This window comes from Streptomyces sp. YIM 121038 (genome assembly GCF_006088715.1).
Taxonomy (GTDB): domain Bacteria; phylum Actinomycetota; class Actinomycetes; order Streptomycetales; family Streptomycetaceae; genus Streptomyces.
This window is the reverse complement of the sequence record NZ_CP030771.1, coordinates 7,623,666-7,649,264: the sequence shown is the minus strand read 5'-3', so window position 1 is coordinate 7,649,264 and position 25,599 is coordinate 7,623,666. Positions and strand designations below refer to the sequence as shown.

20 protein-coding genes and 2 pseudogenes are annotated in these 25,599 nt (G+C 73.3%); 2 read left to right on the top strand and 20 right to left on the bottom strand.

Features of this window, described 5'->3' with window-relative positions:
- Window positions 1-101 precede the first annotated feature (101 nt).
- From C9F11_RS32815 to C9F11_RS32730, 19 genes and pseudogenes are all read right to left on the bottom strand, one after another.
- Entirely contained in the window at window positions 102-1,502 is a 1,401-nt protein-coding gene (locus C9F11_RS32815; RefSeq protein ID WP_138962662.1) for a nucleotide pyrophosphatase/phosphodiesterase family protein, read from the bottom strand.
- Window positions 1,499-2,704: a metabolite traffic protein EboE gene (eboE, locus tag C9F11_RS32810; protein ID WP_138962661.1), complete on the bottom strand. Its 1,206-nt coding sequence runs from the start codon at window positions 2,702-2,704 to the stop codon at window positions 1,499-1,501. The genes C9F11_RS32815 and eboE overlap by 4 nt, the downstream gene beginning before the upstream one ends.
- 3 nt (window positions 2,705-2,707) lie before the next feature.
- Window positions 2,708-3,556, bottom strand: a complete 849-nt coding sequence (locus C9F11_RS32805) for a TatD family hydrolase (RefSeq protein ID WP_138962660.1) — start codon at window positions 3,554-3,556, stop codon at window positions 2,708-2,710.
- Complete coding sequence (locus tag C9F11_RS32800) at window positions 3,556-4,254, bottom strand: EboA domain-containing protein (RefSeq protein ID WP_138962659.1); 699 nt, start codon at window positions 4,252-4,254, stop codon at window positions 3,556-3,558. Before C9F11_RS32800 ends, C9F11_RS32805 begins: the two co-directional genes overlap by 1 nt.
- Complete coding sequence (locus tag C9F11_RS32795) at window positions 4,251-5,324, bottom strand: sugar phosphate isomerase/epimerase family protein (RefSeq protein WP_138962658.1); 1,074 nt, start codon at window positions 5,322-5,324, stop codon at window positions 4,251-4,253. The genes C9F11_RS32800 and C9F11_RS32795 overlap by 4 nt, the downstream gene beginning before the upstream one ends.
- Complete coding sequence (locus C9F11_RS32790) at window positions 5,321-6,541, bottom strand: SCO3242 family prenyltransferase (protein ID WP_249401970.1); 1,221 nt, start codon at window positions 6,539-6,541, stop codon at window positions 5,321-5,323. Before C9F11_RS32790 ends, C9F11_RS32795 begins: the two co-directional genes overlap by 4 nt.
- A 2-nt stretch (window positions 6,542-6,543) precedes the next feature.
- Window positions 6,544-7,980, bottom strand: coding sequence for an inositol-3-phosphate synthase (locus tag C9F11_RS32785; protein WP_249401969.1), 1,437 nt, complete (start codon window positions 7,978-7,980; stop codon window positions 6,544-6,546).
- A gap of 131 nt (window positions 7,981-8,111) precedes the next feature.
- Window positions 8,112-9,542: a ThuA domain-containing protein gene (locus C9F11_RS32780; protein WP_138962657.1), complete on the bottom strand. Its 1,431-nt coding sequence runs from the start codon at window positions 9,540-9,542 to the stop codon at window positions 8,112-8,114.
- A gap of 15 nt (window positions 9,543-9,557) precedes the next feature.
- Entirely contained in the window at window positions 9,558-12,005 is a 2,448-nt protein-coding gene (locus C9F11_RS32775) for a PQQ-dependent sugar dehydrogenase (protein WP_138962656.1), read from the bottom strand.
- Between the two features lie 319 nt (window positions 12,006-12,324).
- The gene (locus C9F11_RS32770; protein ID WP_138962655.1) at window positions 12,325-13,323 is read right to left on the bottom strand and encodes a sugar phosphate isomerase/epimerase family protein; all 999 of its coding nucleotides are present in this window, start codon (window positions 13,321-13,323) and stop codon (window positions 12,325-12,327) included.
- A gap of 99 nt (window positions 13,324-13,422) precedes the next feature.
- Window positions 13,423-14,772: a Gfo/Idh/MocA family oxidoreductase gene (locus tag C9F11_RS32765; protein WP_138962654.1), complete on the bottom strand. Its 1,350-nt coding sequence runs from the start codon at window positions 14,770-14,772 to the stop codon at window positions 13,423-13,425.
- A 66-nt stretch (window positions 14,773-14,838) separates the two neighbouring features.
- Window positions 14,839-15,888, bottom strand: coding sequence for a substrate-binding domain-containing protein (locus C9F11_RS32760; RefSeq protein WP_138962653.1), 1,050 nt, complete (start codon window positions 15,886-15,888; stop codon window positions 14,839-14,841).
- A 24-nt stretch (window positions 15,889-15,912) separates the two neighbouring features.
- Window positions 15,913-16,932 carry an ABC transporter permease gene (locus C9F11_RS32755; protein WP_138962652.1) on the bottom strand — a complete coding sequence of 340 codons (1,020 nt, stop codon included), beginning with the start codon at window positions 16,930-16,932 and terminating at the stop codon, window positions 15,913-15,915.
- A gap of 179 nt (window positions 16,933-17,111) precedes the next feature.
- A pseudogene (locus tag C9F11_RS32750) lies at window positions 17,112-18,614 on the bottom strand (sugar ABC transporter ATP-binding protein); the annotation flags it as partial.
- Window positions 18,615-18,731: 117 nt separating this feature from the next.
- Window positions 18,732-19,913, bottom strand: a complete 1,182-nt coding sequence (locus C9F11_RS32745; protein WP_138962651.1) for an ROK family transcriptional regulator — start codon at window positions 19,911-19,913, stop codon at window positions 18,732-18,734.
- A 385-nt stretch (window positions 19,914-20,298) separates the two neighbouring features.
- Window positions 20,299-20,976, bottom strand: a complete 678-nt coding sequence (locus C9F11_RS32740) for a GntR family transcriptional regulator (protein WP_138962650.1) — start codon at window positions 20,974-20,976, stop codon at window positions 20,299-20,301.
- A gap of 99 nt (window positions 20,977-21,075) precedes the next feature.
- Window positions 21,076-22,023: a beta-ketoacyl-ACP synthase III gene (locus C9F11_RS32735; RefSeq protein WP_138962649.1), complete on the bottom strand. Its 948-nt coding sequence runs from the start codon at window positions 22,021-22,023 to the stop codon at window positions 21,076-21,078.
- Between the two features lie 123 nt (window positions 22,024-22,146).
- Window positions 22,147-22,308, bottom strand: coding sequence for a hypothetical protein (locus tag C9F11_RS47585; RefSeq protein ID WP_171075896.1), 162 nt, complete (start codon window positions 22,306-22,308; stop codon window positions 22,147-22,149).
- Window positions 22,277-23,611, bottom strand: a complete 1,335-nt coding sequence (locus C9F11_RS32730; RefSeq protein WP_138962648.1) for an OFA family MFS transporter — start codon at window positions 23,609-23,611, stop codon at window positions 22,277-22,279. Before C9F11_RS32730 ends, C9F11_RS47585 begins: the two co-directional genes overlap by 32 nt.
- Before the next feature lie 349 nt (window positions 23,612-23,960).
- Here C9F11_RS32730 and C9F11_RS48890 point away from each other — a divergent pair.
- Window positions 23,961-24,074 (top strand): annotated as a pseudogene (locus tag C9F11_RS48890) (Fe-S-binding domain-containing protein); the annotation flags it as partial.
- Window positions 24,075-24,079: 5 nt separating this feature from the next.
- Window positions 24,080-24,931: a formate dehydrogenase accessory sulfurtransferase FdhD gene (fdhD, locus tag C9F11_RS32720; RefSeq protein ID WP_138962646.1), complete on the top strand. Its 852-nt coding sequence runs from the start codon at window positions 24,080-24,082 to the stop codon at window positions 24,929-24,931.
- A 195-nt stretch (window positions 24,932-25,126) separates the two neighbouring features.
- On the opposite strand, the gene C9F11_RS32715 is transcribed toward fdhD, so the two are convergent.
- Window positions 25,127-25,579 (bottom strand): MarR family transcriptional regulator, encoded by a 453-nt coding sequence (locus C9F11_RS32715; RefSeq protein ID WP_138962645.1) that lies wholly within the window; start codon window positions 25,577-25,579, stop codon window positions 25,127-25,129.
- Window positions 25,580-25,599: the final 20 nt, after the last annotated feature.

Genomic DNA, 25,599 nt, shown 5'->3' with positions numbered 1-25,599 from the left:
TCTGGTTCAGTGGAAATCACGCGGACGGGGCGGCGTGGACGACGCCACCGCCGAGCGGGGCGCTGACGGCGCCGCGTCCGCGTGAGCGCTCGCGGGTCCTATCAGTCCAGGCCGGCGAGCTGGAGCAACAGGGACTTCACATCGGTGGCCGCGACGCGGCCGGCGACAGCGCGGGGGGTGGAGCACAGAATGAGCGGTCCGGAATCGGGATCCTCGCTCGTCGGGAGGCGGCCGTGGCTGCCGCGAATAGGTGACGGGTCCAGGGGCACCACCGCCATGCGGTAGCGCATGCCGAGCTTCTTGCGTGCGAGCGCACCCGCGGCCTTCAGACGGACGTAGGGGTCTTCGGGGTCCATGAACAGTTCGACCGGGTCGTAGCCGGGTTTGCGATGGATCTCGACGAGCTGCGCGAAGTCGGGCGCGCGGGCGTCGTCGAGCCAGTAGTAGTACGTGAACCAGGCGTCGGCCTCAGCCACGGCGACCAGCTCTCCCGAGCGGGGATGGTCCAGGTGGTGGGCCTTCTTGCCCTCGTCGTCGAGGAGTTGGTCGATGCCGTCCAGACCGTCGAGGGCCGCGCGGGTGGCCTCCAGGTCCTCCGGGCGTCGCACATACACGTGGGCGATCTGGTGGTCCGCGACGGCGAAGGCCCGGGAGGCCATCGGGTCGAGGTACTCCATGCCGTCCTGGGTGTGCACGTCCAGGAGTCCGGCGCGGCGCAGCGCGCGGTTGATGTCAACGGGGCGGCTCACCCGTGTGATGCCGTACTCGGACAGGGCGACGACGGTGCGGCCCTCGGCCTTCGCGTCGGCGAGGAGCGGGGCGATCACCGCGTCCAGGTCGGCGGCGGCCCGGTGGGCACGTGGATCGTCGGGGCCGTACCGCTGCAGGTCGTAGTCGAGGTGAGGGAGGTAGCACAGGGCGAGGTCGGGTCGGCGGGTGTCGATGATGTGGCGGGTGGCGTCCACGATCCACCGGCTGGAGACGATGTCCGCGCCGGGACCCCAGAAGTGGAAGAGGGGGAACGTGCCGAATTTCTCGGTGAGCTCGTCGTGCAGGGCCGGGGGCCGGGTGTAGCAGTCGGGTTCCTTGCGGCCGTCGGCGTAGTAGACGGGGCGGGGGGTGACGGTGATGTCGGTGTCGGCGCCCATGGCGTACCACCAGCAGATGTTGGCGACGGTGTAGCCGGGGTGGGCGCGGCGGGCGGCGTCCCACAGCTTGTCACCCGCGACGAGGCCGTTGTGCTGGCGCCACAGCAGGACGTCGCCGAGCTCGCGGAAGTACCAGCCGTTGCCGACGATGCCGTGCTCGGCAGGGGTGGTGCCGGTGAGGAACGTCGACTGGGCGGCGCAGGTGACAGCGGGCAGGACGGTGCCGAGGGGCGCTCGGGAGCCGGATGTGCCGAGGGCCGCCAGGTGCGGCATATGGGCGAGCAGATGGGGGGTGAGGCCGACGACGTCGAGGACGAGGAGCGGGTTCGGCCGTCCTGGAACGGGAGGTGTCATGGCAGTTCCTTCAGGCCGAGGTCCGTCAGGAGGTCACGGGCGAGGGTGAGTTCGGCGGCGATGCCGTCGACCAGCTGGGGGCGGGCGCGCGGGCGCAGCTCGGGCGGGAGGGCCTGCCAGGTGTAGGTCTCGACCTCGAGGTGGCGGGTGCGCGGGTGCGGTCCGCCGACGAGGAGGGCGAGCGTGTCCTTGAGGACGGAGAGCGTGGAGGTGAGCGGCGGCGCGGGAGCCGCGTGCAGCGGGACGTGGAAGTGGGAGCGCCAGGGTGCGGTGTCGGGCAGGGCGCCGGGGGCGAGGGCCTCGCCGAGGTCGTCGGTGCCGCGCAGGACGGCGTCCGGTGCTCCCGCCGTGGCCGGGCGGGCGGGGCCGCGCGGCACGGTGCGGGTCTGGTGCAGGAAGCGGGGTTCGTCGAAGGCGGCGAGAGCCGCGCGTACTTCGGGGAGGTGGGGGTGTTCGGCGTGCAGGGCGGCGGAGAGCTGGGTTTTGACGACGGGGATGCCCGCGGCGGCGAGGGCGCCGAGGGCCGTGTGCGGGTCTTCGAAGGAGGTGGCGAGGTGACAGGTGTCGACGCAGACGCCGATGCGGCTGTGCCCGACCTCGGTGAGGGGCTCGATGGCGTCGCCGGTGGTCTCCACGATGCAGCCGGGTTCGGGTTCGAGGCCGATGCGGATGGACCGGCCGGTGAGTTCGGCGAGGGCGTCGAGGCGCTGGGCGAGCGAGCCGAGGGCGGTGTGGGCGGCTTGGGCGCGGGCCGGGCCGAAGGCGGTGCGCCAGGCCAGCGGCAGGGTGGAGATGGTGCCTTCGGTGACGTCGTCGGGCAGCAGTTGGGCGAGGATTCGGGCCAGGGAGGAGGTGTGTTCCAGGCGCTCGGGGTCGGCCCAGTCCGGCTTGTAGACGCGGTACTTCACCTCGGCGGAGCCGAAGCCCTCATAGGGGAATCCGTTGAGGGTGACCACTTCCAGGCCGCGCCGGTCGAGTTCGGTGCGCAGTCCGCGCAGCGCGGCCGGGTCCGTGACGAGGGCGTGGGCGGCGTCCTTGGCGAGCCACAGACCAATGCCGATGCGATCCCGGCCGAGCCGCTTGCGGACGGGTTCGCAGTGGTCGCGGAGCTGGGCGAGGACGCCGTCGAGGGTCTCGGCGGGGTGGACGTTGGTGCAATAGGCGAGGTGGATGATGGAGCCGTCGGGGTGGCGGAAGCGCATGGCTCACGCCCCGCCGCGGAGGATGGAGTTGCCCTCGTGGGTGGCGTCGGTGTCCGTGACGTCGAGGGAGAGGCGGCCGCTGAGCCCGTAGAAGGCGACCGGGTTGCGCCACAGCACGCGGTCGACGTCGTCCTCGGTGAATCCGGCGTCGAGCATCGCGTCTCCGACCTTGCGGGTCTTGAGGGGATCGCTCCTGCCCCAGTCGGCTGCCGAGTTCACGAGGACGTGCTCCGGGCCGTACTGGCGCAGGATCGCGACCATCCGCTCCTCGTCCATCTTGGTGTCGGGATAGATGGAGAAGCCCAGCCAGCAGCCCGCGTCCTTGGCCTCTTTGACGGTGGTCTCGTTGAGGTGGTCGATCAGGACCCGGTCCAGGGGCAGCGCGGACTCCGCGACGACGTCCAGGGTGCGGCGCAGTCCGGCGAGTTTGTCGCGGTGCGGGGTGTGCACGAGCGCGGGCAGCTCGTGGTCGGCGGCGAGCTGCAATTGGGCCGCGAGGGCGGTGTCCTCGGCGGGTGTCATGGAGTCGTAGCCGATCTCGCCGACGGCGACGACGTTGTCCTTCACCAGATATCGGGGCAGCAGGTCGAGGACGGGTGTGCAGCGCGCGTCGTTCGCCTCCTTGGGGTTGAGGGCGATCGTGCAGTGGTGGGCTATGCCGTATTGGGCGGCGCGGAAGGGCTCCCAGCCGAGGAGGGAGTCGAAGTAGTCGACGAAGGAGGCGGGCGAGGTGCGGGGCTGCCCCAGCCAGAAGGCGGGTTCGACGACGGCGCGCACCCCAGCGGCGTGCATGGCCTGGTAGTCGTCGGTGGTGCGGGAACTCATGTGGATGTGGGGGTCGAAGATGCGCATCAGGACTCCTGCTCCTCGCCGATCGGGGTCGAAGGGGCCGTGACGGTGACGGAAGCCACCGGGTCCGGGAGGTCCGAAGGGTCCGGTGGGGCGGCCAGGGCCAGGACGCGACGCAGATCGCCGGGGACGGGGCGGCCGGCGGCGGTGCGTTCGTCCGCGTAGTCGGCGAGCATCCGGGCCAGTTCGGCGTCGGCGTGGGCCCGGCGCTCCAGGTCGGCGACGGCGTCCACGGGCACGCCGGTGAACAGGCACTTGAGGACGGCGTGCCGCCAGGTGTGCGCGGGGAGGTGAGCGGCGGCGTAGGGGCCGAGGGCAGCGGCGAGGAGGCGGGTGTCATTGGTGCGCAGGGCGTCATCGACCAACGGCAGCGCGTCGGGGCCCGACACCAGGAGCGGAAGGGAGCGCAGGACGGCACGGCGCTCGGCAGCGGTGCCCTGGTCGTAGAGGCGGGTGAGGGTGGCGGTGTCGGCACGGGCGGCATGGAGCAGCAGCAGGCGGGCGGCGTCGGCGTGCTCGGGCCCGCAGCGTCGACCGGCCTCGGCGAACCGCAGCTCCCACATGGAATGGGCGGCCCGGTCGTCGGCGGTGGGGTGCGCGGTGGCTTCGGCGACGGCCTGGTCGAGCCAGGCGCGGGCGGCGCCACCGAGGGTGGCGTCGAGACGTGATCGGAGGTCGGCGACGGCGGACGTGTCGGTCACGGGGTTCCTCCTCGGGGAGAGGCCTCGCGGAGCGGCAGCGGGACGGTGACGGGACTGGAGGGAGCGCGAGGGGAGGTGTGGGTACCGCAGGTCTCGGGCTGTGGCCGTGCGACGGGGGCGGCCCGGCGGAGGAAGTCCAGCGACTGGGCGGCGAGTTGTGGGCCTGCGTGGGAGTGGCGGGGCAGCTCGACGACGGTCAGGCCTTGGTAGCCGGTGTCAGCGAGGGCGCGTAGGACGGGCGGGAAGTCGATCTCGCCGTCACCGAAGGGGAGGTGTTCGTGGACGCCCCGGCGCATGTCCTCGATCTGGACGTGCCGGAGCCAGGGGGCGGCGGCGCGGACACAGTCGGCGGGTGACCGCGGTTCGAGGCACTGGCAGTGGCCGATGTCGAGGGTCAGACCCAGGGGTTCGGGGTCGCCGAGGAGATGACGGAGGTGGTGGAAGTCGGCGAGGGTGGCGAGGAGATGGCCGGGCTCGGGTTCGACGGCCAGCGGGAGGCGGGCCTGGGACGCGGCGTCCAGGACGGGCACGAGCGCGTCGGTGAGCCGCGACCAGGCGGTGTCCACGGAGGTGCCGTCCGGTGTGATGCCGCTGAAGCAGTGCACGGCGTGAGCGCCGAGGTCCGTGGCGACCTGCACGGCGCGGACGAGGAGGCGGGCCCGTTCGGCACGGCCCTGCGGATCGGGGTCCAGCAGGGAGGGCCCGTGCTTGCGGCGTGGGTCGAGCACATAGCGGGCGCCCGTCTCCACCGTGACCGTCAGCCCCAGCCGGTCCAGGCGCCGGGCCACCCTCCGGGTGCGGGCGGCGAGGTCGGGGGCGAGGGGGTCGAGGTGCATGTGGTCGAGCGTGAGGCCGACACCGGAGTAGCCGAGGTCGGCGAGGAGGCCGAGGGCGTCGTCGAGACGGAGGTCGGTGAGGCCGTTGGTGCCATAGCCGAAGCGGAGGGGCGCGGGGGCGCCTTCCGCGGGGAGGCCTGCGGCGGGGGCCTCCTGGGCAGCCGGGGCTCCGGCGCGGGGGCTGTCGAGACGGGAGGCTCCCCGTGCGGGAGGGGTCTCGTTCGCGGCGGTCATGTGACGCTCACCCTGCGGGCGAAGCGGCGGGCCGCGGGGGCCAGGCTCGCTGCGACGAGGGCGCTGCCGAGAGCTCCGGACCGCGCGGCGAGCGCGGCCTGCAGTGGGATGAGGGCACGGATGCCGCCGCCGACGGCGCGCTGGGTCAAGGGAGGTGAGGGGTTCAGGGCCGCGTGGAGGAAGGGCCGACCGGCGGTCGCGGTGTAGGCCAGGGCGAGGGCGGTCCGGGTGAGGGCACCGGTGTCTTCGGCCGGGCGGGCCGGCCGAGTGGTGCCCGGCAGACCGAGCCTGACTGCTGGCCGTCGGTCAGCCGGGAGCGCAGGAGGACCGTCCGCTGACTGCGGAAGCGAAGGGGGACCGCCCGCCGACTGCGGAAGCGCAGGAGGACCGTCCGCCGACCGCGGGAGCGAAAGAGGACCGTCCGTCGGCTGCGGAAGCGAAGGGGGGCCGTGTACCGCCCGCCGGTGTGAAGGGGGACCGTCCGCCGTCCGCCGGGGCCGGGCCACCGCGTGGGCCAGCGCGAGGGTCGTGGCGAGAGCGCCCAACGGAGCCGTGGTGGAGCCGCCTTGGGTCTCGTGGCGGGAGACGGAGGTGACCGCGAGGGTGTGCGCGCCGAGGGCCAGGGCGGCGGGTAGCGCGGAGCTCACCCGGCTCATGCCTTCCCGGGTCCCGGTAGCCCCAGCCGCACTGCCGCCCGCGGTTGCCCCGGTGGCACCCGGCCCCGCCCCCACGCGCCCCGCGACCACCCCCGAAGCAGTAGCCGTGGCCGTCGCGCCAAGGAGAAGGTCCAAGGCGCGGGCCGTGGCCATGGCGGTGGGGCCCGCCTTGGTGTGCTTGAGGGTCAGGTCGTAGGCCCAGACGGTTCCGGCCAGGGCGGTGGCCACGGTCAGGGCGGGGCGGCCCGCTCGGGCGGCCAGGGCCAGGCCCGCCGCGGTGAGGGCGGCGGCGGCCGTGAGGGCGGCGGCGGGGTGGACGCGGCCGGAGGGGATGGGGCGGTGCGGGCGGTCCACGGCGTCCTCGGCGCGGTCGGCCCAGTCGTTGAGGGCCATGCCCGCCTCGTAGAGGCAGAGGGAGGAGGTGAGGGCGAGGGCGGTGCCCCGGCCGGGGCGCAGGCCGGTGGCGGCGGCGCCCGCGAGGGCGTCGCCGGGGACGGTGAACAGGGCGGGGAGCCGCAGGAGTTCGGCCCAGGCGCGGGCGTGGGCACGGAGGGAGGGCACGGTTACTCACCCCGTCCCTGGAGGCGGGCGGCGAAGGCGGTGAGCGCGGCGTACTGGTCCCCGAGGGCCGCGGGCGCGCCGGGGTCGGGGTCCTTGAAGTAGAAGGCGAGTTCAGGGCGGGGGCCGGTGAGGCCATGGGCGTGGGCGGCGGAGAGGAGGCGGGCCAGGTCGAGGATCAAGGGGGCGGCGAGGGCGGAGTCGCAGCCCTGCCAGGTGGTCTGGAGGACCATGCGGGTGCCGAGGAAGCCGTCGAAGGCGATGTGGTCCCAGGCGGTCTTCCAGTCGCCGAGGGCGGGGACGTCGTCGATGTGGACCTCGCCCTGGGGGACGGCGCCGAGGGTGTCGGCGAGGACGCGCTCCTTGCCCGCGTTCTTGGCGGCGGCCGCGTCCGGGTCGGCGAGGGCGGCGCCGTCACCGCCGCCGAGGAGGTTCGTGCCGGACCAGGCACGGACGGCCAGGGCCCGCTGGGCGAACATCGGGCCGAGCACGGAGCGCAGCAGGGTCTGGCCCGTCTTGCCGTCACGGCCCGCGTACGGGAGTCCGCTGGACTCGGCGAGGGCTGCGAGGGCGGGGTGGTGCAGGCCGGTGGAGGGGGTGAAGTTCACATAGGGGCAGCCCGCGCGGAGGGCCGCTGTCGCGTAGAGGGAGCTGGCCGGTAGGCGGCGGCCCGGGGGCGCCCCCGGGCCGGGCGGCAGTTCGGTGGACCCGACGTGCCCGGTGGCCTCGGCAGACCCGGCAGGTCCCATGGCCTCGGCAGGCCCAACGCACCCCATGGCCTCGGCAGGCCCGGTCGGCCCCGTGGCCTCGGCAGGCCCGGTCGCCCCCGTGGCCTCGGCAGACTCGGTGGGCCCCGTGGCCTCGGCAGGCTCGAGTGACCCGGTGGACCCGGCCACCCCGAGGGGCCCCCTCCTCACGGCAGCCCTGGAAGCCCCGGCACCACCGACCGCCCCGGTCGCCGCGGCAGGCCCGGGTGCCCCCGCGAGCCGGGTCGGTTCCGTGGAGGCCACGTTGATGACGACCGCGCGGGCGAGGCCGTGGCGGTGCAGGAAGTCGGAGATTTCGGAGGTGAAGGCGGAGATGAGTTCCTCGTCGGTGCGGGTGTCGCCGGGCAGGGGGCCGCCGGTGCGGATCTCGGCGTCGGCGGCGACGAGTTCGGCGCGGACCGCCGTGGGCAGGCCGTGCGGCAGGACGCCCTGGGCGGCCAGTTGTTCGGCGCGTTTGGGCAGGGGACACTCCACCGTGTCGTGGCCGCCGAAGACGAGGGTGGACAGGGCGGGCAGCCCGGCGCGGGCGAAGGGCGGGGTCTCCGTGACCAGGCCGGTCGGTGGGTGCAGTCCTGCCGTCATCGCCGCGCAGCCCGCGACGGCCGTGGTCGCGACGGACCCACGGGCGCCGATCAGCCACACCCCCGTGGGTTCCTCGGTAGCGGTAGTGGACACGGCTGCCTCCTGTCTCGGCACGCGGTCGGTGCGCATGCGCTCAGTCATCACACGTGCCTCACGAGGAGGCAAGACGGCGACAAGACGTTGGGACGGTGGGCGGAGGTCCGGCGTCCTCCGCCCACCGCCGTCTATCGGGCGCCCGCTCCCCTGGCCTCGGGGGCGGTGGCGGACGCGTCGGTGGAGCGGGCCGCGGCCAGGTCCTTCACGCGGATGTCACGGAAGGCGACCTGGTCGTCGGCACCGTGGTTCTGGATGCCGATGTGGCCGTCGAGCAGGCTGCGGGCGGGTTCGGTGTTGGTGTAGTCGTTGATCAGGGTGCCGTTGAGCCAGATCCGCAGGCGTTCGCCCTCGACGCGGAGTTCGTAGGTGTTCCACTGGCCCGGCGGGTTCAGGGCGCGGTCGCGGGCGGACAGGTCGGCGGACTTGAAGCCGTACACGGAGCCGGTGGTCTTCTCCGGCACGTCGGTGGCGTCGATCTGGATCTCGTAGCCGTTGTTGACGGCCGACCACGGGTCGTCGGAGGGCGGGAAGCCCACGAAGACACCGGAGTTGTCGTCCTTGTCGGCCCCGGTCATCTTCCAGTCGAGCTTCAGGGAGTAGGAGGCGAAGGAGCGGTGGGCGTACCAGAACAGGCCCATGCCGCCGACGGAGGTGAGGGTGCCGTCGTCGGCCAGGGCGAAGGAGCCGGGCCCGGCCTGTTTCCACCGGGTGAGGGAGGCGGCGGTGCCGTCGAACAGGGAGGTGTAGCCCTGTTCGGGGCGGCAGTCGGCCCGTGCGGCGCCCGTGGCGTACTGGATGCCGCCGAGGAGGTGGCGGCGGAAGGCGGGGGCGGCGTAGGACTGCCGGGTGTGGCCGCCGCCGGTGTAGAAGGAGCGCCCGGCGCCGCCGTCGACGGAGCTCTGGCACCAGGCGATGGGGTGGTCGCCGCCCATCGAGCCGCCGCTGTAGGAGGACTCGTCGAGGGAGGCCAGGACGCGGGCCCGGGTGCGGGGGTTGGAACGGTAGTTGTACCACTCGTCGGTGCGGTCCCAGCCCGCGCCGAGGTGGGCCGTGGCGGGGTGGGCGTGGTCCTCGACCTTGATCTTCGCGGGCTGGACGGCCGGGTGCGACTGGAAGTGGGCGCCGACGAGGGCGCCGTAGAAGGGCCAGTCGTACTCCGTGTCGGCGGCCGCGTGGACGCCGACGTAGCCGCCGCCCGCGCGGACGTAGCGTTCGAAGGCGGTCTGCTGGGCGGAGTTGAGGACGTCGCCGGTGGTGGAGAGCCAGACGACGGCGTCGTAGCGGGACAGGTTCTTGGGGGTGAAGGCGCGGGCGTCGTCCGTCGCGTCGACGGAGAAGCCGTGGGCGGCGCCCAGGTCCCGGACGGCGGCGATGCCGTCCGGGATCGAGTCGTGGCGGAAACCGGCGGTCTTGGAGAAGACCAGGACCCGTTCGCCGTCCTTGCCGCCCGTGCGCCCGCCGTCGTCGGGGTCCGGCCTGGACCGTGCGGGACCCGAGACGCACCCGATCAGCAGGGTGGCGGCCGCCGTGGCGACGACGAGCCGCGCGCGTACGCGCATCGCGGTGCCTCCCTCTCAGCTCGTGGTGAAGGTGAAGTCGTCGACGTCGTACAGGGCGCCCGTGCCCGCGCCCTTGAAGACCAGATAGAGCGTGGTCGTCCCCGTGGGCGCGCCCGCGATGGCCGTGCTGACGTCGGTGTACGTCTCCCACGACCCGGTCGGGTCGACCTTGGCGCTGCCGAGCAGCGTGCCGTCGGCCGCGCCCGCGCGGATCTCGAGGGTGCCGCCGGAGCCCGCGGAGGCGACGCGTGCCGTCAGTTTCGTGGCGTTGCCCAGCTGGTAGGGCTTGAAGGAGATCCAGTCGCCGTTGTGGATGTCGCCGACCGTCTTGCCGCCGTGGGCGGGGGTGTGGCTGATGACGCTGACGCCCTGGGAGGCGCCGTAGTGCTCGGCCTGGCGGTGCCGGGTCTGGGTGACGCTCTGGTCGTGGGTGGTCAGCGGGGGCTGGCCGTTCGCGCCCTTGTCGGTGTATTCGGCGTCGAAGACGCCGAAGATGTTCGCGTTCGGGTCGTGCTCGCTGTCCGCGGACGTCTGGACGGTGCCTTCGCAGCCGTTCGCGGAGGTGACCGGGTGGCCGTGGCTGTCGTGGCCGAGGATGTGGGTGACCTTGACCTTGGAGCAGTCGACGGTCCCGTCCTCCGGATCGGTCACGGTCACCTTGAAGGGCACCTTGTCGCCGAAGGTGAACAGCTGGCCGTCGCCGGGGAGTTCCAGCTTCACGGTGGGCGCGGTGTTGCCGACGGTGACGTGCGCGCTCGCGGTGCCGGTGCGGCCGCCGGGGTCCTTGGCGGTGACGGTCGCGGTGTAGACGCCGTTCTTGTCGTACGTGTGCGAGGGGTTCTGCTCGGTGGAGGTGCCGCCGTCGCCGAAGTCCCACGCGTAGGTGAGGGCGTCGCCGTCGGCGTCCGTGGCCCTGGCCGTGAACTGGGTCTTCAGGGGGATCTGGCCGCTGGTGACCGAGGCGGCGGCCTCGACGACCGGCGAGTGGCCGCCGGTGGCGTTCTCGATGCGGTACAGGGCGGAGTTCTGGTCGCCGTTGAAGTAGCCGGTGCCGTAGTCGAGGACGTACAGCGCCCCGTCCGGGCCGAACTCCATGTCCATCACCTGGGTGCCCTTCCAGGGGAAGGCGTTGATGGACTTCACGGCGCCGTCCGCGCCCTGGTCGATGCGCTTGATCCAGCGCCGTCCGAACTCACCCGCGAAGTAGTTCCCGTCGTAGGCCTGCGGGAACTTCACCGGCGACGCGAGGTTCGCGTCGTAGCGGTAGACCGGGCCGCCCATCGGCGACTCCGAGCCGGTGCCGAACTCCGGAACCGAGCCGCCGTCGTACGGGATCCACGCGGGCTGCGCGGGCGGCAGCCGGGTCAGGCCGGTGTTGCGCGGCGAGGTGTTGCGCGGGGCGGCGCAGTCGAAGGCCGCTCCGGAGGCGCCGGTGGCGAAGTCGTAGTCGACGTAGGCGTCGTTCTTGCCCGTGCAGTACGGCCAGCCGTAGTTGCCGGGCTTCGTCACGCGGGTGAACTCGACCTGTCCGGCCGGGCCGCGCTTCGGGTCGGCCTTGCCCGCGTCGGGGCCGTAGTCGCCGAGGTACACGATGCCGGTGGGCTTGTCGACGCTCATCCGGAAGGGGTTGCGGAAGCCCATCGCGTAGATCTCGGGGCGGGTCTTCGCGGTGCCCTTGGCGAAGAGGTTGCCGCGCGGGACGGCGTACGAGCCGTCGTCCCTGACCTTGATGCGGAGGATCTTGCCGCGCAGGTCGTTGGTGTTGGCGGCGGTGCGCTGGGCGTCGTACGCGGGGTTGCGGCCGGCGCGCTCGTCGATGGGGGTGTAGCCGTCGGAGGCGAAGGGGTTGGAGTCGTCGCCGGTCGACAGATAGAGGTTGCCCTGCTTGTCGAAGTCGATGTCGCCGCCGACGTGGCAGCAGATGCCGCGGCTCGCGGGGACGTCGATGACCTTCTTCTCACCGGCCAGGTCCAGGGTGCCGTCGGGCTTGAGCACGAAGCGGGACAGCCGGTTCACGCCGTCGAACTTCTTGAAGTCCGCCGCGGTGCCGTCGTTGGGCGCGTCGCCCGCGGGGGTGCTCAGGGGCGGGGCGTAGTAGAGGTAGACCGCCCTGTTCTTGCGGAAGTTCGGGTCGACGCCGACGCCTTGCAGGCCTTCCTCGTCGTGCGAGTACACCGGGATCCTTCCGGCGACCTTCGTCTCTCCCTTGGCGTCCGTCAGGCGCACCGTGCCGTCGCGGGACGTGTGCAGGACCGAGCGGTCGGGGAGCACGGCGAGGGTCATGGGCTCGCCCATCTCCGGCTCGCCCTTGGCGAGGGTGACCTGCTGGAAGTCCTCCGCGCGCGGTTGCGACGGCGCTTGGGCCGTGCTGTGGGGGGCGGCGACGGTGAGGGTTGCGGCGGTGAGGAGGGTGCCGGTGAGCAGGGCGAGGGCCTTGCGGGGGGTGGGGCGCGGTCTGTGCACGGGGTCCTCCGGTCGGGGGCCGTGTGGGGCTGGCTGGTGCCTGGCGCCCGGGGTGCGCCGTCACCCCGGGAGTTATGTCCTGTACACCTCAGCGACGGTAGCCGCGTTTGTCCGTGGCGGATAGCCCTTGTGCGGCGGGGGCGTTGGGCTTCTTCCTGGGGCGGGACAAAGTGGGAGCCCTCGCGGGTGCGCCCCAGACCCGCCCCTTCCCGAACCGGAGGGCTCCGCCCCCCGTACCCCCCGAAAACGGCGCTCCGCGCCTCGTCCTCGAACGCCGGACGGGCTGAATCTGTCGCCGGTGCGGACCGCAGACGAGGAGCTACTTCGCGAAGGCCGCGTCGAAGGAGGCCGTGGGGGGCTCGTAGTCGTACGACTTGAGGTGGCGGAGGGCCTCGGGGGCGCCCTGGAGGCGGTCCATGCCCGCGTCCTCCCACTCGACCGAGATCGGGCCGTCGTAGGAGATCGCGCGCAGCATGCGGAAGACGTCCTCCCAGGGGACGTCCCCGTGGCCCGCCGAGACGAAGTCCCAGCCGCGGCGCGGGTCGCCCCACGGCAGATGGGAGCCGAGGCGGCCGTTGCGGCCGTCGAGACGGCGCCGGGCCTCCTTGCAGTCGACGTGGTAGACGCGCTCGCGGAAGTCCCAGAGGAACGACACCGGGTCGAGGTCCTGCCACACGAAGTGCGACGGGTCGAAGTTGAGGCCGAAGGCGGGGCGGTGGCCGACGGCGTCCAGGGCCTGCTGCGTGGTCCAGTAGTCGTAGGCGATCTCGCTCGGGTGGACCTCGTGGGCGAAGCGGACGCCCTCCGCGTCGAACACGTCCAGGATCGGGTTCCAGCGCTCCGCGAAGTCCTCGTAGCCGCGCTCGATCATCGCCTCGGGCGCGGGCGGGAACATCGCCACGAGGTGCCAGATCGCGGAGCCGGTGAAGCCGACCACCGTCCGCACGCCGAAGGCCGCGGCCGCGCGCGCCGTGTCCGCCATCTCGGCGGCGGCCCTGCGCCGTACGCCCTCCGCGTCGCCGTCGCCCCAGATCCGGGCGGGCAGGATCGCGCGGTGGCGCTCGTCGATGATGGCGTCGCACACCGCCTGCCCGACGAGGTGGTTGGAGACGGCCCAGCACTTCAGGCCGTACTTGTCGAGCAGCGCACGGCGGCCGTCCGCGTACGACGGGTCGGCGAGGGCCTTGTCGACCTCGAAGTGGTCGCCCCAGCAGGCGAGTTCGAGGCCGTCGTAGCCGAAGTCGCGGGCCAGCGAGCAGACCTCCTCCAGGGGCAGATCCGCCCACTGGCCGGTGAAGAGGGTGAACGAGCGGGGCATGACCGGTTCCTTTCCCGACGTCGGACGTCGCGGCTGTCACGGGCTGTCGCGGGGCTCGGGTCGCACTCGGGTCGCACTCAGATCGTGCTCAGGTCGTGCTCAGGTCGCCGCCGGTGCGGCCGCGACCGGCGTGTACACGGAGTTCTTCTGCGCGCTCTCCTCCACCGCGGCGAGCACCCGCTGCACGGCGAGCCCGTCGGCGAAGGACGGCTCGGGCGCGGTGCCGGTGGCGATGGCGTGCAGCAGGTCGCGGGCCTGGTGCACGAAGGTGTGCTCGTAGCCGAGGCCGTGGCCGGGCGGCCACCAGGCCGCCAGATACGGGTGGGCGGACTCGGTGACGAGGATGCGGCGGAACCCCGCCGACGCGGCGGGTTCGGTGTGGTCGTGGAAGGAGAGCTCGTTCAGACGCTCCAGATCGAAGGCCAACGAGCCGTCGGAGCCGTTGAGTTCGAGGCGCAGCGCGTTCTTGCGGCCCGCCGCGAACCGCGTGGCCTCGAAGGTGGCGAGGGCGCCGGAGGGGAAGCGGGCCGTGAAGACGGCGGCGTCGTCGACCGTGACCTGCCCGACCGCGGCCCGGCCCGCCCCGCCGCCATCTGCCCCGGTGCCACCCGCCTCGGCACCGGCCGCCCCGCCACCACCCGTCCCCGCGCCACCCGCCGCGAGCCCGCTCGACGTGCCCTCCAGGAGGGGCCGTTCCCGTACGAACGTCTCCGTCAGGGCCGACACCCCCGCGACGGCCTCGCCCGTCAGGTACTGCGCGAGGTCCACGATGTGGGCGCCGAGGTCGCCGAGGGCCCCCGAGCCCGCCCGGTCCCTGCGCAGCCGCCACGTCAGCGGGAAGCCGGGGTCGACCAGCCAGTCCTGGAGGTAGGTGAGGCGTACGTGGCGCAGCGTCCCGAGGCGGCCCGCGGCGACCATCTCGCGGGCGAGCACGAGGGCGGGCACGCGCCGGTAGTTGAAGCCGACCATCGCCATCTGACCGCGGGCGCGGGCCCGTTCGGCGGCGGCGGCCATGGCCTCCGCCTCCTCCACGGTGTTGGCGAGCGGCTTCTCGCACAGCACGTGCTTGCCCGCCTCCAGGGCGGCGATGGCGATCTCCGCATGGCTGTCGCCGGGGGTGCAGACGTCGACGAGGTCGACGTCGTCCCGGGCGATGAGCGCGCGCCAGTCGGTCTCGGCGGCCGCCCAGCCGAGCCGGTCGGCGGCGGCGCGCACGGCCGCGCCGTGGCGGCCGCAGACCGCCGCGAGCCGGGCCTCGACCGGCAGGTCGAAGACGCGCCCCACGGTCCGCCAGCCCTGGGAGTGGGCGGCGCCCATGAAGGCGTAGCCGACCATCCCGACGCCGAGGCGGCGCCGCGCGGCCGCCGGGCCCCCCGTCGGCACGGCCCCGGAGGCGGCGGCCCCCGAAGCGGCGGCCCCGGAAGCGGCCTCGTGCTCCGTCTCACTCATGCGGTAACTCCTCCTGGTCGGCGCGTCGGCGCCTGGTTCGCGGGTCATGCGCGGGCTGGGGACACCTCACTTGAAGCCGGTGGACATGTACTGGTCGACGTTGTCCTTGTCGACGACGGCCGAGTAGAGCGTGATGGAGGCCGGGATCTCGTACTCGGCCATGCCGCCGATGCCCTTTCCCTGGCCGAGCGCGCGGGCGAGGTCGATCGCGGACGCCGCCATCGTCGGCGGGTACAGGACGGTGGCCTTGAGCACGCCCCGGTCGGCCTTGATCTCCTGGAAGGCGGAGAGGGCGCCCGCGCCGCCGACCATCAGGAAGTCGTCGCGCCCGGCCTGCTTGATGGCGCGCAGGGCGCCGACTCCCTGGTCGTCGTCGTGGTTCCACAGGGCGTCGATGTTCTTCTGCGCCTGGAGCAGCTGCGCCATCTTCGCCTGGCCGGACTCCACGGTGAACTCGGCGGCCTGCCGGGCGACCTTCTCGATGTTGGGGTAGTTCTTCAGGGCGTCGTCGAAGCCCTTGGTGCGCTGCTTGGTCAGCTCCAGGTTGTCGAGCCCGGCGAGCTCCACGACACGGGCGTTCTTCGTGCCCTTGAGCTTCTCGCCGATGTAGTGCCCGGCGTTGAGGCCCATGCCGTAGTTGTCGCCGCCGATCCAGCAGCGGTAGGCCTGCGCGGAGGCGAAGATCCGGTCGAGGTTGACCACGGGGATCCCGGCCTTCATGGCCTTCAGGCCGACCCGGGTGAGGGCCTTGCCGTCGGCGGGGAGGATGACGAGGACGTCGACCTTCTTGTTGATGAGGGTCTCGACCTGGCCGATCTGGGCGGCGGTGTCGTTGGAGCCCTCGGTGGCCTCCAGGGTGACGTCCTTGTACTTCTCCGCCCGCTCCTTGGCGTTGTCGTTGATGGCGTTCAGCCAGCCGTGGTCGGCCTGCGGTCCGGCGAAGCCGATGGTGACCTCCTTGCCGGGCTTGTCGTCGGCGGGCCGGTTGTCGCCCGCGGGCGCGGCGTCGCCGTCGGAGTCCTTCGACTCGTTGCTGGTGCAGCCCGTCAGGACGGCCCCCGCGGACACGGCGGCCGCCCCGAAGAGCAGCCCTCTGCGGCTCGTGCTGTGTGGCATGGCGGTGACCCCTTCGGATGGTGGTCAGGTGGTGGCCGTACGGCGCTGCACCAGGACGGCGGCGACGATGATCGCCCCCTTGGCGATCTGCTGGACGGCGGTCTCCAGGTTGTTGAGCGCGAAGATGTTGGTGATCGTGGTGAAGATCAGCACGCCGAGCACGGAGCCGGTGATGGTGCCGCGCCCGCCGCTGAGCAGCGTGCCGCCGATGATCGCGGCGGCGATGGCGTCGAGTTCGTACAGGTTGCCGTTGGTGTTCTGGCCCGAGCCGGACAGGACGATCAGGAGGAAGGCCGCGATGCCGCAGCACAGGCCCGAGAGGAGGTAGAGGTAGAGCCGCTGCCGCCGTACGTCGATGCCGGCCAGGCGCGCGGCCTCCGCGTTGCCGCCCACCGCGACCGAGCGGCGTCCGAACGTGGTGCGGTTGAGCAGCAGCCAGCCGAGGAGGGTCACCCCCGCGAAGACGAGCACGAGCGGCGGGATGCCGAGGACGTACGCGTCGCGCTCGCCCAGCTTCAGGACGCCGTCCACGGTGACCATCTGGGTCTTGCCGTCGGTGATCTCCAGGGCCAGGCCGCGCCCGGAGGCCAGCATGGCGAGCGTGGCGATGAACGGCACCAGGCCGCCGTACGCGATGAGCAGCCCGTTGACGAGCCCGCAGCCGAGGCCGACGACGACGGCCGTGAAGAGGATCCCCGCGAAGCCGTACTCCTGGGTGGCGACGGTCGTCGCCCACACCGAGGCGAGCGCGACGATCGCGCCGACGGACAGGTCGATGCCGCCGGAGATGATGACGAAGGTCATGCCGACGGTGACGACGCCGATGACGGACGCCTGGGTGAGGATCAGCTGGACGTTGTCGGTGTCGAGGAACGCGTCGGGCTGGGTGACGCCGCCGATCACGATCAGCACGGCCAGGACGCCGAGCAGCGACAGGGTCCGCAGGTCGACGCGGGCGGCGAGGGCCCACAGGGGGCCGCGTTCGCCGTCCGCCGGGGGGCTCTTCTCGGTGACGGGCCGGGCGGGCGATGCGGGCTGCGTCATGACGCCGGGCTCCCTTCCGTGGTGACGGTGTCTTCCGGGCCTTGACGGTCTTCGGGGCCTTGACGGTCTTCGGGGCGTGTCCGGTCTTCGGGGCCTCCCGGGCTCGCCCGGCCCACCGAGGAGCCGGACGCGCCGGACGGGCCGGGTGCACCGGGTGGGCCCGCCGCCGCGCCGGACGCCAGGACCAGGTCCAGTACGCGGTGTTCGTCCAGCTCGCGCGCGGGCGCCGTGTGCACCACCCGGCCCTCGCGGAGCACCAGGACGCGGTCGGCGAGGCCCAGGACCTCGGGCACCTCGCTGGAGACGAGCAGCACGGCCAGGCCCTCGTCGGCGAGCCGCCGCACCACGGCGTACAGCTCGGCGCGGGCGCCGACGTCGACGCCGCGCGTCGGCTCGTCGAGCAGCAGGACCCGGCAGCCGCGCAGCAGCCACCGGGCGAGGACGGCCTTCTGCTGGTTGCCGCCGGACAGCGTGCGGACGGGCGCCGAGGGGTTGTCGGGCCTGAGCGACAGCTCCCGCGTCGCGGCGCGGGCGGCCTCCCGCTCCTTGCCCCGGTCCAGCCAGCCGCCGCGCGAGAAGCGGGACATGGACGACACCGACACGTTGCGCGTCACGGACTCCAGCATCAGCAGGGCCTGCGCCTTGCGCTCCTCGGGGGCGAGGCCGAGCCCGGCGCGCACGGCCGCGCGGACGCTGCCCGGGCGCAGGGCCCTGCCGTGCACGCGGACGTGGCCCGCGGTCGGCCTGCGCGCGCCGTAGATGGTCTCCAGGATCTCGGACCGGCCGGAGCCGACGAGCCCGGCGAGCCCGACGATCTCCCCGGGCCGCAGTTCGAGGTCCAGGGGCGCGAACTCGCCCTCCCTGGCCAGACCGTGGACGGAGAGGAGGGGTTCGGGCGCGGGCCGCCGGTCGCCCTCCGGCCGCGGCGGGAAGACGTACTCGACGCTGCGGCCCGTCATCAGCGCGACGATCTCGCGCGTCGGCGTCTGCCGCGCGGGCAGCCCGACCGCGACGGCCCGGCCGTCCTTCAGGACGGTGACGCGGTCGCCGATGCGGCGGATCTCTTCGAGCCGGTGCGAGATGTACACGACCGCGACGCCGTCGGCGGTGAGGTCGCCGACGATGCGGAAGAGGTTGTCGACCTCGCCGGGGTCGAGCGCGGCGGACGGCTCGTCCATGACGATGAGGCGTACGTCGTGCGAGAGCGCGCGGGCCATCGACACGATCTGCTGCTGGGCGGCGGACAGCTCCCCCACGAGTCGGGCGGGGCTGATCTCGGCGTGGCCGAGTCGCTTGAGCAGGGCGGCGGTCGACGCCTGTGCCGCGCCCCTGCGGACGACGAATCCGGCGGCCGTCGGCTCGTGTCCGAGGAAGACGTTCTCGGCCACGGACAGGTGTTCCACCAGGTCGAGTTCCTGGTAGATGGTGGCGATGCCGAGCCGCATGGCGGCGATCGGCGAGCGCGGGGTGACCGGGTCGCCGCGCCAGGCGACGGTGCCGCCGTCGGGCTGGTGGGCACCCGCGAGGACCTTGATGAGCGTGGACTTGCCCGCGCCGTTCTGACCGAGCAGGCAGTGCACCTCACCGGCCTGTACGTGCAGGTCGACGCCGTCGAGCGCGCGGACGCCGGGGAACGACTTGGTGATGCCGGACATGCGGAGCAGCGGTGGTTCTGGTGCCATGACGGTTCCCTCGTACGGGTGTGGCCGGTTTCAGGGCAGAGCAGGGTGAGCGCTGTGCTGGGTGTGCCGAGGTGGCGTACGCGCGGGGGCGGGCCGCCGCCGTGTCCGCGGGGCGGGTCAGGCCGGTGAGAACAGGTGGTCGCTGATGAGCCGGGCGCCGCCGGTGACTCCGGCGGCGGGGCCGAGCTCGCCGAGGACGATGGGGAGGTTGCCGGTCGCGAGGGGCAGCGACTGGCGGTAGACCTGGGTGCGGATCGCGGCGAGCAGGGTGTGGCCGAGGCCCGTGACGCCGCCGCCGATCACCACGAGACCCGGGTTGAAGAAGCTGACGAGGCCCGCGATGACCTGGCCGGTGCGGTTGCCGCCGGCGCGGATCAGGTCGAGCGCGGTGGGGTCGCCCGCGGCGGCCGCCGCGGCGACGTCGGCGGCCGTGAGCGCGCCCGCCGCCTCCAGGCGGGCGGCGAGCTCCGGCGAACGGCCCTGGTGGGCGGCCTCCCGGGCGTCACGGGCGAGCGCGGCGCCGCTGAAGTGGGCCTCCAGGCAGCCCTTGTTGCCGCAGGCGCAGGGGCGCCCCTCGGGTTCCACCTGGATGTGGCCTATGTCGCCCGCGCTGCCGGTCGTGCCCCGGTACACCTGGCCGCCGACGACGATGCCGCAGCCGATGCCGGTGCCGATCTTGACGCAGAGGAAGTCGCCCACGGAGCGGGCCACGCCCGCGTGCTGCTCCCCCATCGCCATCAGGTTCACGTCGTTGTCGACCATGACCGGGCAGCCGAGCTCCTGGCTGAGCGCCTCCCGCACGGGGAAGCCGTCCCAGCCGGGCATGATCGGCGGGGCCACGGGCACGCCCTCGGGGAAGCGGACGGGGCCCGGCACGCCGATGCCCGCGCCGTCGAAGCCCTCCGCGAGGCCCGACGCCCGGAGCTTCGCGGCCATGGCGAGGACCTGCTCGAAGACCGCGACCGGGCCTTCGCGCACGTCCATGGGCTGGTTGAGGTGGCCGAGCACCTCCAGCTCGGCGTTGGTGACGGCGACGTCGACCGAGGTGGCGCCGATGTCCACGCCGAGGAAGCGGAGATTCGGGGCGAGGCGGATGTTGTGGGAGCGGCGGCCGCCGCGGGAGGCGGCGAGGCCGTCGGCCACCACGAGTCCCGTCTCCAGGAGGCGGTCCACCTCCACGGCCAGCTTGGACCTCGACAGGTCCACCTGGTCGCCCAGCTGGGCCCGGGAGTTGGGGCCGTCGTCGCGCAGCAGGCGCAGCAGGCGCGCCTGGTGGGCGTTGGCGGGTCGAGCCGTCATGCGTCTCACGCGCCCCTCCCGCCTCATCGGCCTTGTCCCTCTTACGTGGTGGGCTTTCGAGGGGAACGTAGCAGTGGGTGCCGGGGCTGGGAAGAACTTGCGCGCGAATTGGCCTCTACTTTCTCCTGCGACAGGACAAAGCCGGGGCCTCGCGGCATGCGCCCCTGCCCCACCCCTTCCCGAACAAGGGGGCTCCGCCCCCTTGGACCCCCGTGATCGGCGCTCCGCGCCTCGTCCTCACACGCCGGACGGGCTGAGATGGTCGCCGGTTGCGGTCGAGGAGCGATCCGGGGGCGAGATCCGGTCCGCACCGGCAACCATCCAGCCCGTCCGGCGTGTGAGGACGAGCGCGTCAGCGCGATGAGGGCGGGCGGATGGGGAAGAGTCAGGCCGGGGTGCGGTCGTGGTAGGTGCGGCGGGTGTGTTCCGTGTGGGCCCGCATCACGGCCGTGGCCCGCGCCTCGTCCCGCGCGGCGATCGCCGCGATCAGCTCCCGGTGCTCGACCCAGGAGCGGATGCCCCGCTGCCGCGCCACCGGCGTGTAGTACCAGCGGACCCGGCCGTCCACCCGGCCCGCGAGCTCGGCGAGGACCACGTTGCCCGCGAGCTCCATGACCTTGGCGTGGAACGCCGCGTTCGTGGCGACGACGAGGTCGACGTCCCCGGCGGCGACGGCCGACTCCCCCCGGGCGCACAGCTCCTCCAGGGCGGCGATGCCCGCGGAGCCCGCGTTGGCCGCGGCCAGGCGGGCCGCCTCCGCCTCAAGGAGCGTACGGACCGTGAGCAGTTGGTCCGCCTCCTCCTCGGTCGGCTCGTGGACGAACGCGCCCTGCGCGGGCCTGAGGTCCACCCAGCCCTCGGTGTTGAGGCGCTGGAGGGCCTCGCGCACGGGCTGCCGGGAGACGCCGAGGTGCCCGGCCAGCTCGCTCTCGACGAGGTGCTGGCCGGGCCTCAGGGCGCGGGTGGTGATGAGTTCGAGCAGCGCCTCGTAGACGCGCTCGCGCAGCGGGCCGGGCCGTTCCAGCTTGGGCACCGTCCCCTGCGGCAGTCCTGCGGACAACATCCCGTCCCCCTCCTGCGCCTCCTGGACATGGGCTTTTGTCTACAGTTTACCGAGCACCGCGGCTGGGGCCAGAGGGAGTTGGGCCCGCCGCGGCCCGCGTCACGGACAGCGCACGACCTGCCCCGCGTACGACAGGTTCCCGCCGAAGCCGAAGAGCAGCACCGGGTCGCCGGTGACGATCTCGCCCCGCTCGACCAGCTTGGAGAGCGCGAGCGGCACGGACGCGGCCGAGGTGTTGCCCGAGTCGACCACGTCGCGGGCGACCACCGCGTTCACGGCGCCGATGCGCGTGGCGAGCGGTTCGACGATGCGCAGATTGGCCTGGTGCAGGACGACCGCCGCGAGGTCGGCCGGGGTGAGCCCGGCCCGCTCGCAGGTCGCGCGGGCCAGCGGCGGCAGCTGCGTCGTGGCCCAGCGGTACACGCTCTGGCCCTCCTGGGCGAACCGCGCGGGCTGGCCCTCGATCCGCACCGCGTGCCCCATCTCCGGCACGGAGCCCCACAGCACGGGGCTGATGCCGGGCTCCTCGCCCTCGCCGCAGGCCTCGACGACGGCCGCGCCCGCGCCGTCGCCGACCAGGACGCACGTGGTGCGGTCCGTCCAGTCCGTGATCTCGGACATCTTGTCGGCCCCGATGACCACGGCCCGGCTCGCGGCCCCGGCCCGTACGGCGTGGTCGGCGGTGGCGAGCGCGTGCGTGAAGCCCGCGCAGACCACGTTGACGTCCAGCGCGGCGGGCGAGGGCAGGCCGAGCCGGGCGGCGACGCGGGCGGCCATGTTCGGCGAGCGGTCGACCGCCGTGGAGGTGGCGACGACGACCAGGTCCACGGACGCCGGGGCCCGGCCCGCCGCCGCGAGGGCCTTGGCTGCGGCATGCGCGGCGAGCTCGTCGACGGGCTCCTCGGGGCCCGCGATGTGCCGGGTGCGGATGCCGACCCGGGAGCGGATCCACGCGTCGCTGGTGTCCACCATGCCCGCCAGGTCGTCGTTGGTCAGCACCTTGGCAGGCTGGTAGTGGCCGACGGCGGCGATGCGTGAGCCGGGCATGGGCGGGTCCCCTCGTGGTGCCGGATGTGCGGGACCGTCCAGTCTGCTGAGCGACTCACGGGTAGCAGGTGACGTAATGCGACAGGATTGGGACCGCTCGTTTGGATGCTTCTCATCATCGCGTCACCCGGTGAAGAGCTGTCTGGCCTTGTGTACGAGTTCGTAGAGGCCGTATGCCAGTGGCACGGTCACCCAGAGCCAGGACCCCAGGATCAGCGCGCGGCGGCGCGGCGGCGGCCCGGGGGCGCCCCCGTCAGCGGGCGGCGGGCTCGGCGGTGTCGTCATCGGCGGCCTCCTTCGGCGCGGCGAGGTGGTGGCGCGGGTGGACGGGGCGGACCAGTTCGTTGGCGACGAAGCCGACGACCAGCAGACCGATCATGATCGAGAAGGAGAGCCCGTACAGGGCCGCGCCCTCCTTGCCCGCGTCCTCCTGCCGGTCGGCCACCCAGTTCACGATCAGCGGGCCGAGGACCCCGGCGAGCGACCAGGCCGTCAGGAGACGGCCGTGGATGGCGCCCACCTGGTAGGTGCCGAAGAGGTCCTTCAGATACGCGGGGACGGTCGCGAAGCCGCCGCCGTAGAAGGAGAGGATGACCAGCGCGCAACAGACGAACAGCGGCTTCGAGTCGTCGCCGAAGCGCGCGATCAGCAGGTACATCAGCGCGCCGGCGCCCAGGTAGACCCGGTACACGTTCTTGCGTCCGAGCAGGTCGGACGCGGACGACCAGCCGATGCGGCCCGTCATGTTCGCGGCCGAGAGCAGGGCGACGAACCCGGCGGCCGCCGACGCGGAGACCGGCGTCGAGGAGTCCGCGAAGAAGTCCGTGATCATCGGCGCGGCCTTCTCCAGGATGCCGATCCCGGCGGTCACGTTCATGCACAGGACGACCCACAGGCACCAGAACTGCGGGGTGCGCACGGCCTCGCGGGCCGACACCTGGGGCCCGTCGGACGCGCCCGCCGCGGCCGGGCCGCGGGCGCCCCGCGGCGCCGGGACCCGCACCAGGAGCACGCCGAGCGCCATGAAGACCGCGTACGTCAGGCCGTGCACCAGGAAGGCGAGCGCGATGCCGGAGGAGTCCGTGCCGAACGACTCCAGCATCCGCGCGGACCACGGCGAGGCGATGAGCGCGCCGCCGCCGAAACCCATGATCGCGATGCCGGTGGCCGTGCCGGGCCGGTCCGGGAACCACTTGAGCAGGGTGGACACCGGGGAGATGTAGCCGATGCCGAGCCCGATGCCGCCGACGAAGCCGTAGCCGAGGACGACGAGCCAGTACTGCCTGCTCGCGGCGCCGAGCGCGGCGAGCAGGAAGCCGGAGGAGAAGCAGACGAGCGCGACGGACATCGCCCAGCGCGGGCCGTTGCGCTCCACGAGCGTGCCGCCGAACGCGGCGGACAGGCCCAGCATGACGATGCCGAGCTGGAAGGGCAGCGCGCTCTGGGTGCCGCTGAGGTCGAGCGCGGACTCCAGGGGCGGCTTGAAGACGCTCCAGGCGTAGGCCTGGCCGATGGAGAGGTGCACCGACAGGGCGGCGGGCGGCACGAGCCACCGGCTCCAGCCGGGAGGTGCGACGGGGGGCCTCATGATCCCGAACGGTAGGAATCCGGCGGGCCGTTGGGAAGGGGGCGGGCCGGGATTCGTCGACGGTATGCGATGTCGCGCGCGCCCCTTGCCGCCCTAACTTCCATACTGTAGACAGTATTCCACTCCCCGCCGTGCGATCCGAGGCCGCGCGACCCGAGGCGCGGGGTCCGAAGCGCGGGGTCCGAAGCCGCGTGGCCCCGAGGCCTTCGCGACAGGCCCTCGGAACGATTCGACCGAACGGAGCGCCCCTCGTGAGAGTCCCCGTCCTGGGCGCCGGAGCGATCGGCGCGACGCTCGGCCGCCGCCGCGAGCCGGACCTCCCCGTCGAGCGGTCCGCCGTACGCCGCGCGTGCAGGACAATGAGATCGTGAAGGTCACCTCGCCGCACGGCGGCCCGGTGCCCCACGGCAGCCTCTGCGTCAAGGGCCGCTCCGGCCACCAGCACGGACAGAACCGGGACTGATCGACATGGGACGAGTCACGGAGCGCCGCCGCGTCCTCCGCATCCGCGACGGCGCGGTCAGCGAGCGGCCCGACACGCTCGTCGCCGAGGAGCCGATGGAGATCCGCCTCAACGGCAGGCCGCTCGCCATCACCATGCGCACGCCGGGCGACGACTTCGCGCTCGCCGCGGGCTTCCTCGTCAGCGAGGGCGTCCTCGGCGCGGCGGACGAGCTGCGGAACATCGTGTACTGCGCGGGCGCCACCCAGGACGGCTCGAACACGTACAACGTGGTGGACGTGTCGACCGCGCCCGGCGTCGTCATCCCGGACATCACCCTCGAACGGAACGTGTACACCACCTCGTCGTGCGGCCTGTGCGGCAAGGCCAGCCTGGACGCGGTCCGCACGACGGCCCGCTGGGCCGTCGACGACGGCCCCGACCCGCTGCGGCTCACCCCCGCGCTGCTCGCGGGCCTGCCCGAACGGCTGCGCGCGGCCCAGCGCGTCTTCGACCGGACCGGCGGCCTGCACGCGGCCGCGCTGTTCTCCGAGGACGGCGAGCTGCTCGACGTACGCGAGGACGTGGGGCGCCACAACGCCGTCGACAAGCTGGTGGGGCGGGCCCTGCAGAACGGCCGCCTGCCGCTGTCCCGCACGGTCCTGCTCGTGTCGGGCCGCGCCTCCTTCGAGCTGGCGCAGAAGGCCGTGATGGCGGGCATCCCCGTGCTCGCGGCCGTCTCGGCGCCCTCGGCGCTCGCCGTCGACCTCGCGGCCGAGACGGGGCTCACGCTGGTGGGCTTCCTGCGCGGCGCCTCCATGAACGTGTACGCGGGCGAGCACCGGGTGGCCTTGCAGGCCATGGCCGACCAGGGCTAGGCGGGGCCCGGGGCGCCCCCCGGCCGGCCTCGCCCCGCTCGCGGCGGGGCCATCGCGCCGCGCGCTCGCCCTCAAACGCCGGACCGGCTTGACCCCTTGCCGCTTCGCGGCTCGTCCTCAAACGCCGGACGGGCTTGACATCTGCCGGTTCGCGCTCGCCCTCACGCGCCGGTGCGTCCGCTGCGCGGCTCGGCGTCACGCGTCCGGCGCGTCCACCGCCGCCACCCGCGTCAGCATCTCCGCGAAGCGCGTGCGCTCCTCCTCCGACAGGGGCGCCAGGAGGTCGGCGTTGGCCCGTCGGGCCGCGCGGGCGCAGCGCTGGACCGTGCGGCGGCCCTCGTCCGTGATCGTCACGGCGTTCTTGCGGCGGTCCTTGGGGTCGGGCGTGCGGTCGACCAGGCCCGCGTCCTGGAGGTCGTTGAGGACGCCGACCATGTCCTTGGGGTCGAGCGACACGCTGCGGCCCAGCTCCGCCTGGGCGACGGGGCCGAGGTCGGCGACGGCGGACAGGACCACGTGGTGCCACATCCGCAGGCCCTCGGCCGCGAGGGCGTCGGCGACCAGGGCGCGGCCGCGGGCGGCGGCGCGGCCGAGCAGCCAGCTGGGCAGGGTGCGGATGGTGGAGGGGGCGGGCGGGGTCTCGGGCATGGGAGGAGCGTACCGAAGAA

Excerpts from the sequence above, each read along its gene's own strand:
- C9F11_RS32740 (WP_138962650.1), bottom strand. The coding sequence starts at position 20,976 with ATGTTGTCCGCAGGACTGCCGCAGGGGACGGTGCCCAAGCTGGAACGG.
- C9F11_RS47585 (WP_171075896.1), bottom strand. The coding sequence starts at position 22,308 with ATGACGACACCGCCGAGCCCGCCGCCCGCTGACGGGGGCGCCCCCGGG.
- eboE (WP_138962661.1), bottom strand. The coding sequence starts at position 2,704 with ATGCGCTTCCGCCACCCCGACGGCTCCATCATCCACCTCGCCTATTGC.
- C9F11_RS32735 (WP_138962649.1), bottom strand. The coding sequence starts at position 22,023 with ATGCCCGGCTCACGCATCGCCGCCGTCGGCCACTACCAGCCTGCCAAG.
- C9F11_RS32770 (WP_138962655.1), bottom strand. The coding sequence starts at position 13,323 with ATGCCCCGCTCGTTCACCCTCTTCACCGGCCAGTGGGCGGATCTGCCC.
- fdhD (WP_138962646.1), top strand. The coding sequence starts at position 24,080 with ATGGGACGAGTCACGGAGCGCCGCCGCGTCCTCCGCATCCGCGACGGC.
- C9F11_RS32780 (WP_138962657.1), bottom strand. The coding sequence starts at position 9,542 with ATGCGCGTACGCGCGCGGCTCGTCGTCGCCACGGCGGCCGCCACCCTG.
- C9F11_RS32815 (WP_138962662.1), bottom strand. The coding sequence starts at position 1,502 with ATGACACCTCCCGTTCCAGGACGGCCGAACCCGCTCCTCGTCCTCGAC.
- C9F11_RS32765 (WP_138962654.1), bottom strand. The coding sequence starts at position 14,772 with ATGAGTGAGACGGAGCACGAGGCCGCTTCCGGGGCCGCCGCTTCGGGG.
- C9F11_RS32745 (WP_138962651.1), bottom strand. The coding sequence starts at position 19,913 with ATGACGGCTCGACCCGCCAACGCCCACCAGGCGCGCCTGCTGCGCCTG.
- C9F11_RS32760 (WP_138962653.1), bottom strand. The coding sequence starts at position 15,888 with ATGCCACACAGCACGAGCCGCAGAGGGCTGCTCTTCGGGGCGGCCGCC.
- C9F11_RS32715 (WP_138962645.1), bottom strand. The coding sequence starts at position 25,579 with ATGCCCGAGACCCCGCCCGCCCCCTCCACCATCCGCACCCTGCCCAGC.
- C9F11_RS32805 (WP_138962660.1), bottom strand. The coding sequence starts at position 3,556 with ATGCGCATCTTCGACCCCCACATCCACATGAGTTCCCGCACCACCGAC.
- C9F11_RS32755 (WP_138962652.1), bottom strand. The coding sequence starts at position 16,932 with ATGACGCAGCCCGCATCGCCCGCCCGGCCCGTCACCGAGAAGAGCCCC.
- C9F11_RS32730 (WP_138962648.1), bottom strand. The coding sequence starts at position 23,611 with ATGAGGCCCCCCGTCGCACCTCCCGGCTGGAGCCGGTGGCTCGTGCCG.
- C9F11_RS32795 (WP_138962658.1), bottom strand. The coding sequence starts at position 5,324 with ATGACCGCCGCGAACGAGACCCCTCCCGCACGGGGAGCCTCCCGTCTC.